The following is a 7,489-nucleotide window of genomic DNA, read 5'->3' as shown; positions in this document are numbered from 1 at the left end:
ATCCACCGAAATGGACGGGGTATCAACTTCTGGCGTTGATTTTTGGCACGCTGTTGAGTTCTCAAGGAACGGACGCTTCCTTTGTACTCACCCTCAGCGACATTGGCTGGGGCTTTCCTCCGGGCTTTCGTTCTGTTCTTGCGTTTCCAACTCTACCAGATCATTTCCGTGCCGTTTCCGGCGGTGGATTTGAATTCGGTGACCGTTGGGGGTCTTTGCCTTTCGGCGTTCCACCACTTTAGCGCTTATCCCTTGCGACTCATAATCGAGCCACTGGCCAGGAATTCGGGCATGCCGAATGGGACCCCGCCAGGGGTAAGTCGTAGGTAGTGGGTTGGCCGCTCTGGGAGTCTGCCGACAGCAGTGCCCCGTTCAAGCGGCTCGGGCTACGTTAGGCGTCCGGAAGGGACGAGTCAAGTTGAGCGGCGGCGTGGTGCGTGGGCGCGATACGGGCTCACCGTGGGGTCGTGGGTGATCCAGAACCGGTACGGGTGGGGCGCGCCGGCGCCGCCCACTCCCGTGCGCGGGCCGCTGCTGACCTGGTCCTCCGAGGTCGGGGTCCCCATAAGAAGGGACAGGGGGGAATCGGGGCCCGCGCAGAGGTCGGTGCCGTCGAGGGAGCGGTCCACGTCCAGGGCTGTGGCCAGGCGGGCCGGGCCCTTGGCCAGTTCTCTCGGGTTTCTGGCCGAAACTCGACGTTTCGCGGCCAGCTCGGCACCCACCGTGACCTCGCCCGCGCGCAGCAGCACCCCGCTCGCGTGGCCCGGTGGGCCGCACACCAGGTTGAGGCTGAACCACATGCCATAGATGAAGTAGACGTACGCGTGTCCGGGCGGACCGAACATCGATGCGTTGCGGGCGGTGCGGCCGCGGTAGGCGTGGGAGCCCGGGTCCGACTCCCCCTCGTAGGCCTCGACCTCCGTGATGCGCAGTTCGAGGGGGCCGTCCGGGGTGCGGCGGACGAGGGTGCGGCCCAGGAGGTCCGGGGCCACGCTGAGGACCGGGCGGTCGAAGAAGGACCGGGGCAGGGGCGTACGGTCAGGTCGCGCGCTCATCCGGTCGAGCGTAGCGGAACGTGTACTCCTGCAACCGGGGCCTGAGGTTCCGCGTTGATATGGGGTAGTAGCGGCGTAGTCGCCAGATCCTTCAAGGGGAGTTTGAGCATGGGCTTCAAGAAGCTGTTCGCGAGCCTGGGCGCCGGTGGTGCTTCGGTGGACACCGTCATCACCGAGCCGAACGTCGTGCCGGGCGGGATCGTCCAGGGCGAGGTACGGATCCAGGGCGGCTCCGTGGAGCAGCAGATCGAGGGGCTGTCCGTCGGGCTGCAGGCGCGGGTCGAGGTCGAGGGCGGTGAGCAGGAGTACAAGCAGGACATCGTCTTCACCAAGCAGCGTCTGGGTGGTGCCTTCAAGGTGCAGGCCGGTGCGCTGCACGTGGTGCCGTTCGGGCTGGAGATCCCCTGGGAGACGCCGATCACCCACTTCGGGGGTCAGCACCTGCACGGGATGAACATCGGGGTCAGCACCGAGCTGGAGATCGCGCGTGCGGTGGACGCGGGCGACCTCGACGCGATCAACGTGCACCCGGTGCCGGCGCAGCAGGCGATCCTCGATGCCTTCCGGCAGCTCGGCTTCACCTTCCGCAGTGCGGACATGGAGCGCGGGCACATCCGTGGGACGCGGCAGTCGCTGCCCTTCTACCAGGAGATCGAGTTCCTGCCGCCGTCGCAGTACCGCGGGCTGCACCAGGTCGAGCTCACCTTCATCTCCGACGGCCGGGAGATGGACGTCGTTCTGGAGATGGACAAGAAGCCCGGTCTGTTCACCGAGGGCAGCGACACCTACCGCTGCTTCCAGGTGGGTCTCCAGTCGTACCAGGAGACCGACTGGACGGCGTACCTGAACCAGTGGATCGCCTCGGTGGGTTCGCAGCGCAACTGGTTGTAGCCGGTCCTAGGCTCGGACCCGTATCCGCGAGCGATCAGGAGGGTCAGCAGTGACCGAGCAGAACAGGCCGCCTCTTCCGCACGACTTCCACCCCGAGGTGCACGCCTTCACCGTGACGAGTGAGGACCTCGAACCCGGTGCCGATCTGGGTGAGGCGCAGGTGTACTCGGGTGGGAACGTCTCGCCGCAGTTGCGGTGGGAGGGGTTCCCAGAGGGTACGGAGAGCTTCGCCGTGACGTGCTTCGACCCGGACGCACCGACGGGCAGCGGGTTCTGGCACTGGGTGCTCTTCGATCTGCCGGCCTCGGTGACCGAGCTGCCGGCCGGTGCGGGGAGCGGGAAGTTCGAGGGGCTGCCCGCCGGAGCGGTGCACGTGCGGAACGACTACGGGTCCGGTGACTTCGGCGGGGCGGCGCCTCCGGCCGGGGAACGGCACCGGTACGTGTTCACCGTGTACGCGGTGGACCAGCCGAAGCTCGGACCGGGGGCGGATGCCTCGCCGGCCGCCGTCGGGTTCAATCTGCGTTTCCACACGCTCGGGCGTGCCCAGCTGATCGGTGAGTACGAGGCGCCCGTCGGCTGATCGTTCTCCGAGCGTTTGCCCGGTCCTGGTCTAAAGAAGGCCTGGACCGGGCATTTTTATTGCGTTGTCCCGCGTGGCGCGCGCGGCCAGAGTGGTCGCGGGCCCTGCCGCCATGGTGGTCGCGGGCCTGCACACGGGAGGTGGGCGAGATGCGGGACACGCTGGTGCTGAATGCGAGCTTCGAGCCGCTGTCGACGGTGACCCTGAACCGGGCTGTGGTCCTGGTGCTCCAGGACAAGGCCGTGGTCGAACAGTCGCACCCCGAGCTGCGTGTGCGCGCGGCCACCATGGATCTTCCGATGCCCCGGGTGATCAGGCTCTGCAGGTACGTCCGGGTGCCGTTCCGAAGACATGCTCCCTGGTCGCGGAGGGGGGTGCTGGTCCGGGACCAACACCGTTGCGCGTACTGCGGGAAGCGCGCGACGACCGTGGACCACGTACTGCCGCGGGCCCAGGGGGGTGGGGACACCTGGCTGAACACGGTGGCCTCCTGCGCCGAGGACAACCACCGCAAGGCGGCGCGGACTCCGGAAGAGGCGGGGATGCCTCTGCTGCGCAGGCCGTTCGTGCCGTCGCCGGCGGACGCGATGCTGCTGGCCCTGGGGGTGGCCGGGCGGGAGGCGCTCCCGGAGTGGCTGGAGCGCTCCGCCTAGGCGCATACCCCCTGTTCGGTGGAGTCGTCCGCGCTGGGCGACGTAGTTCTGCTACGTCGCTCAGCTGACGAGCAGCTGGACGATGGCGAGGATGCCGACCGTCACGATGATCGCGCGCAGGACGGTCGGTGAGAGGCGTCGGCCGACCTTGGCGCCGATCTGGCCGCCGATGGTGGAGCCGACGGCGATGAGGAGGACGGCCGTCCAGTCGAACTCGGCGACGAAGAGGAAGAGGACGGCCGCGATGCCGTTCACCAGGGCGGCGATGACGTTCTTGACGGCGTTGATGCGTTGCAGGTCCTCGCGGAGCAGCAGGCCCATCAGACCGAGGTAGAGCACTCCCTGGGCCGCGCCGAAGTAGCCTCCGTACGCGCTCGAGAGCAGCATGCCGCCGAGCAGGGCCGGTCCGCCGTCGGGGTGGCCGGTGCCGCCTCCGGCGGCTTCCTGGCGTCGGCGCAGCGCGGCGGCGAGCCGGGGCTGGAGGACGACGAGGACGAGGGCCAGACCGATGAGGACGGGCACGATCGTGTCGAAGGCGTCGGACGGCAGGGTGAGGAGCAGGACCGCGCCCGCGAGTCCGCCGACGAGGGACACGGAGCCGAGCCGGATCAGCCGGGCGCGCTGGCCCTGGAGCTCCTTGCGGTAGCCGATGGCTCCGCTGATCGAACCGGGGACCAGGCCGAGGGTGTTGGACACATTGGCGGTGACCGGGGGCAGGCCGGTGGCCAGGAGCACCGGGAAGGTGATCAGGGTGCCGGAGCCGACGATGGTGTTGATCGTGCCCGCGCCGACGCCGGCGGCGAAGACTGCGAGTGATTCCCAGATGGACATGGACGGTGCCATCCCCTTTGCATGAGTGGGTCGCCTCCCCGCCATGAAGGTCGAGGGGCCTCACCGATCATGCAGGACCGGGCGGCGGGTCAGTCGATGGGGGGCTGTTCCCGGCGGTCCGCGCCGTCCTTGTCCCGCGCGGCCGGGATGCCGCCGCCGTCCTTGCCGGAGTTCCCCGGGTTGAAGCCCGAACCGCCGCCCATCGGGCCGAAGTTGCCCATGGCGCCGGAGAGTCCCTTGAGGGCGTCGCCGATCTCGCTCGGCACGATCCAGAGCTTGTTGGCGTCGCCTTCGGCGATCTTCGGGAGCATCTGGAGGTACTGGTAGGCGAGGAGCTTCTGGTCCGCGTCGCCGGCGTGGATGGACTCGAAGACCGTACGGATGGCCTGTGCTTCACCCTCGGCGCGCAGTGCGGCGGCCTTGGCGTCACCTTCGGCGCGCAGGATGGAGGACTGCTTCTCACCCTCGGCGCGCAGGATCTCGGACTGGCGGACACCCTCGGCCTGGAGGATCGCGGCGCGCTTGTCGCGGTCGGCGCGCATCTGCTTCTCCATCGAGTCCTGGATGGAGGTCGGCGGCTCGATGGCCTTGAGCTCGACGCGGTTGACGCGGATGCCCCACTTGCCGGTGGCCTCGTCGAGGACGCCGCGCAGGGCCGCGTTGATCTCCTCGCGGGAGGTGAGGGTCCGCTCGAGGTCCATGCCGCCGATGATGTTGCGGAGCGTGGTGACGGTGAGCTGCTCGATGGCCTGGATGTAGCTGGCCACTTCGTAGGTCGCGGCCCGCGCGTCGGTCACCTGGTAGTAGATGACGGTGTCGATGTTGACGACCAGGTTGTCCTGGGTAATGACGGGCTGCGGCGGGAAGGGGACGACCTGCTCGCGGAGGTCGATCCGGTTGCGGATCGAGTCGATGAACGGGACGACGATGTTGAGGCCCGCGTTGAGGGTGCGGGTGTAGCGGCCGAACCGCTCGACGATGGCGGCGCTGGCCTGCGGGATCACCTGGATCGTCTTGACCAGTGCGATGAAGACCAGAACCACCAGAATGATCAGGACGATGATGATCGGTTGCATGCGGTTCCCCGTGCCCTTCCGGCTGTCTGTGCTGCCCCGTTGAACGGAGTCTCGCAGACCCGGGGGCCGCGAGCAGGCTGCTTGTCACATGACGACGGCGGTCGCCCCGTCGATCTCCACGACGTCGACCGACTGGCCGGGTTCGAAGCTGCTGTCCGCGTCGAGGGTGCGGGCGGACCAGACCTCGCCGGCGAGCTTGATGCGGCCGCCGCTGCCGTCCACGCGTTCCAGGACGACGGCGCTTCTGCCCCGCAACGCGTCGATGCCGCTTCGGTGTTGGGGGCGCTGGTCGCGGTGGCGGTTGGCGATCGGCCGGACGACGGCGATGAGCGCGACCGACACGATCACGAAGACCAGGACCTGCGCCACCACTCCCCCGCCGAGCGCCGCCGTGACGGCGGCCGCGACCGCGCCGACGGCGAACATGCCGAACTCCGGCATGGCGGTCAGGACGAGGGGGATGCCCAGTCCGACCGCGCCGATGAGCCACCACAGCCACGCGTCGATGTCCACATGGTCATGGTAGGTCGGGCGGGCGCGGTCGGGACAGGGTGCGGGGCACCGTAAGAGCGGGCCTGGGCCGTCTCTTTCGGTTCGGGCCGGCCCGGCAAGGTCCGGAAAGAGGCGGCCTAACCGAGCGGCAGGCCCTGGGCGGTCCAGCGGTCGCTCCCGTTGCGCTCGACGACCAGCGGGAGGCCGAAGCACAGGGAGAGGTTGCGGGAGGTCAGTTCGAGGTCGATCGGGCCCGCGGTGACGACCTTGCCCTGACGGATCATCAGGACGTGGGTGAATCCGGGGGCGATCTCCTCGACGTGGTGCGTGACCATGACCATCGACGGGGCGAGCGGGTCGCGGGCCAGGCGGCCGAGGCGGCGTACGAGGTCCTCGCGGCCGCCGAGGTCCAGACCGGCGGCCGGCTCGTCGAGGAGCAGCAGCTCGGGGTCGGTCATCAGCGCGCGGGCGATCAGCGTGCGCTTGCGCTCGCCCTCGGAGAGGGTGCCGAACTTGCGGTCGAGGTAGTCGGTCATGCCGAGGCGGTCGAGGAAGGCGCGGGCGCGCTGCTCGTCGACGTCCTCGTACTCCTCCTGCCAGGTCGCCGTCATGCCGTAGGCGGCGGTGAGGACGGTCTGCAGGACGGTCTGCCGCTTGGGCAGCTTGTCGGCCATCGCGATGCCGGCGACACCGATGCGGGGGCGCAGCTCGAAGACGTCCACCTTGCCGAGGGTGCTGCCGAGGATGGTGGCGCTGCCCTTGGTGGGGAAGAGGTAGCTGGAGGCGAGGTTCAGCAGTGTGGTCTTGCCGGCGCCGTTGGGGCCGAGGATCACCCAGCGCTCCCCCTCCTTCACCGACCAGGAGACCTGGTCCACCAGAGCCCGGCCCTCGCGGACCACGGATACGTCCACCAGCTCCAGAACATCGCTCATGAGCGTGTTGTCACCCCTTGCAGTCACGGTTCTCTGTGCGCCGGTAGACGCAGCCCCTGGGGAAAACCTACGCCACTCGGCGAGGGCTCCGGGGCCGGGGCCCGGTGCCGGGACCGATCCGTAAAGTAGGGGGATGCTTTTCGAACCACGTTCAGGGCGGTTGGCCGCCTGGGGGAACGCGCTGCTGGCCGGTCTTGTCTCGCCCGACGAGGCCGTGTTGTCGATCGTGGGCGAGGACGCCGTGCACCGGGTGGAGGGGCTGCCGGGCGAGACGGGTCCGGTGGGGCTCACCCTGGCGCTCGGCCGGCTGCGGGCGCTGGGGGTGTCGGGGCTGCGGGTGGCGCTGCCGGCCCCGGGGCATCCGCTGGGGCTGAGCGGACCGCCGGAGTTCAATGCGCGGGCGCTGGAGGCGGAGGAGGCGGTCGTCGCGGTGGGTGCGGCGCTGGGTCTGGTGCCGGAGGTGTCCGAGGTCGGGCCGGCCGGGGACGTCCACGTGTCGGTGGCCTGGCACGTGCTGCCGGTACGGGAGGCTCCGCCGGCGGACGTGCCTTCGCTGAGCGAGGCGGAGCGGGAGCTGGCGGAGGCGCTGCGCGAGGCGACGGAGGTACTGACCCGGCTGGACGTGGCGGGGTCGGGGCCGGTCGCGGAAGCCGCGCTGTCGGCGTACCGGGCGCGGGCGGAGGCCGGGCGGGACGCGCTGGCGCCGGGATATCCGCCGCGGGCGGTGCGGGTGCTGGCGCTGGCGCAGCGGGTGGACCTGATGGTGTCGCTGGCGTACGAGAACGGGCACGGGGGTGCGGTGGCCGCCTCGGAGATGGCGGCGCGGGCGGAGGCGCTGAGGCCGGTGGAGCGGGTGGCTCGGCGGGCGCTCGTCGCGGCGTACAACTCGGCCGTTGAGGCGCGCGAGCGGGGGTGAGGCCGGGCCGGCCGGGTTGCTCCGGGTTGCTCCGGGTGCGGCGCCGTCGCGCGAGCGGAC

10 protein-coding genes are annotated in these 7,489 nt (G+C 69.7%); 5 read left to right on the top strand and 5 right to left on the bottom strand.

Going from position 1 to position 7,489, the window contains the following annotated elements; all coding sequences use genetic code 11:
• A partial coding sequence (locus ACGFZK_RS25830; protein ID WP_393851228.1) for a hypothetical protein occupies window positions 1-242 on the top strand: 242 nt, incomplete at its 5' end.
• 171 nt (window positions 243-413) lie between these two features.
• Here the strand turns inward: ACGFZK_RS25830 and ACGFZK_RS25825 are convergent.
• The gene (locus ACGFZK_RS25825) at window positions 414-1,055 is read right to left on the bottom strand and encodes a DNA-3-methyladenine glycosylase (RefSeq protein WP_393851227.1); all 642 of its coding nucleotides are present in this window, start codon (window positions 1,053-1,055) and stop codon (window positions 414-416) included.
• Between the two features lie 108 nt (window positions 1,056-1,163).
• On the opposite strand from ACGFZK_RS25825, the gene ACGFZK_RS25820 reads away from it, so the two are divergent.
• The 3 genes from ACGFZK_RS25820 to ACGFZK_RS25810 all read left to right on the top strand — a co-directional run bounded on the left by ACGFZK_RS25820 (window position 1,164) and on the right by ACGFZK_RS25810 (window position 3,182).
• Complete coding sequence (locus ACGFZK_RS25820; protein WP_393851226.1) at window positions 1,164-1,946, top strand: sporulation protein; 783 nt, start codon at window positions 1,164-1,166, stop codon at window positions 1,944-1,946.
• Between the two features lie 49 nt (window positions 1,947-1,995).
• Window positions 1,996-2,529 carry a YbhB/YbcL family Raf kinase inhibitor-like protein gene (locus ACGFZK_RS25815; protein WP_393851225.1) on the top strand — a complete coding sequence of 178 codons (534 nt, stop codon included), beginning with the start codon at window positions 1,996-1,998 and terminating at the stop codon, window positions 2,527-2,529.
• Window positions 2,530-2,678: 149 nt separating this feature from the next.
• A complete protein-coding gene (locus ACGFZK_RS25810; RefSeq protein WP_301372004.1) occupies window positions 2,679-3,182 on the top strand; it encodes an HNH endonuclease in 504 nt (167 codons plus the stop codon).
• Between the two features lie 60 nt (window positions 3,183-3,242).
• Here the strand turns inward: ACGFZK_RS25810 and ACGFZK_RS25805 are convergent, their stop codons facing one another.
• The 4 genes from ACGFZK_RS25805 to ACGFZK_RS25790 all read right to left on the bottom strand — a co-directional run bounded on the left by ACGFZK_RS25805 (window position 3,243) and on the right by ACGFZK_RS25790 (window position 6,513).
• On the bottom strand, window positions 3,243-4,013 hold the full coding sequence (locus tag ACGFZK_RS25805; RefSeq protein ID WP_393851224.1) for a sulfite exporter TauE/SafE family protein: 771 nt from the start codon (window positions 4,011-4,013) through the stop codon (window positions 3,243-3,245).
• Window positions 4,014-4,102: 89 nt separating this feature from the next.
• Window positions 4,103-5,089 carry an SPFH domain-containing protein gene (locus ACGFZK_RS25800; RefSeq protein WP_393851223.1) on the bottom strand — a complete coding sequence of 329 codons (987 nt, stop codon included), beginning with the start codon at window positions 5,087-5,089 and terminating at the stop codon, window positions 4,103-4,105.
• A gap of 84 nt (window positions 5,090-5,173) precedes the next feature.
• Complete coding sequence (locus ACGFZK_RS25795) at window positions 5,174-5,602, bottom strand: NfeD family protein (RefSeq protein ID WP_393851222.1); 429 nt, start codon at window positions 5,600-5,602, stop codon at window positions 5,174-5,176.
• 116 nt (window positions 5,603-5,718) lie between these two features.
• Window positions 5,719-6,513: an ABC transporter ATP-binding protein gene (locus ACGFZK_RS25790; protein ID WP_393851221.1), complete on the bottom strand. Its 795-nt coding sequence runs from the start codon at window positions 6,511-6,513 to the stop codon at window positions 5,719-5,721.
• A 133-nt stretch (window positions 6,514-6,646) separates the two neighbouring features.
• Here ACGFZK_RS25790 and ACGFZK_RS25785 point away from each other — a divergent pair, with 133 nt between their 5' ends.
• Complete coding sequence (locus ACGFZK_RS25785; RefSeq protein ID WP_393851220.1) at window positions 6,647-7,429, top strand: hypothetical protein; 783 nt, start codon at window positions 6,647-6,649, stop codon at window positions 7,427-7,429.
• Window positions 7,430-7,489 lie beyond the last annotated feature (60 nt).

Origin of the sequence: Streptomyces sp. NPDC048257 (genome assembly GCF_043201855.1) — a bacterium.
GTDB lineage: Bacteria > Actinomycetota > Actinomycetes > Streptomycetales > Streptomycetaceae > Streptomyces.
The sequence above is the reverse complement of the archived record's forward strand: the minus strand, read 5'-3'. Positions and strand labels throughout refer to the sequence as shown.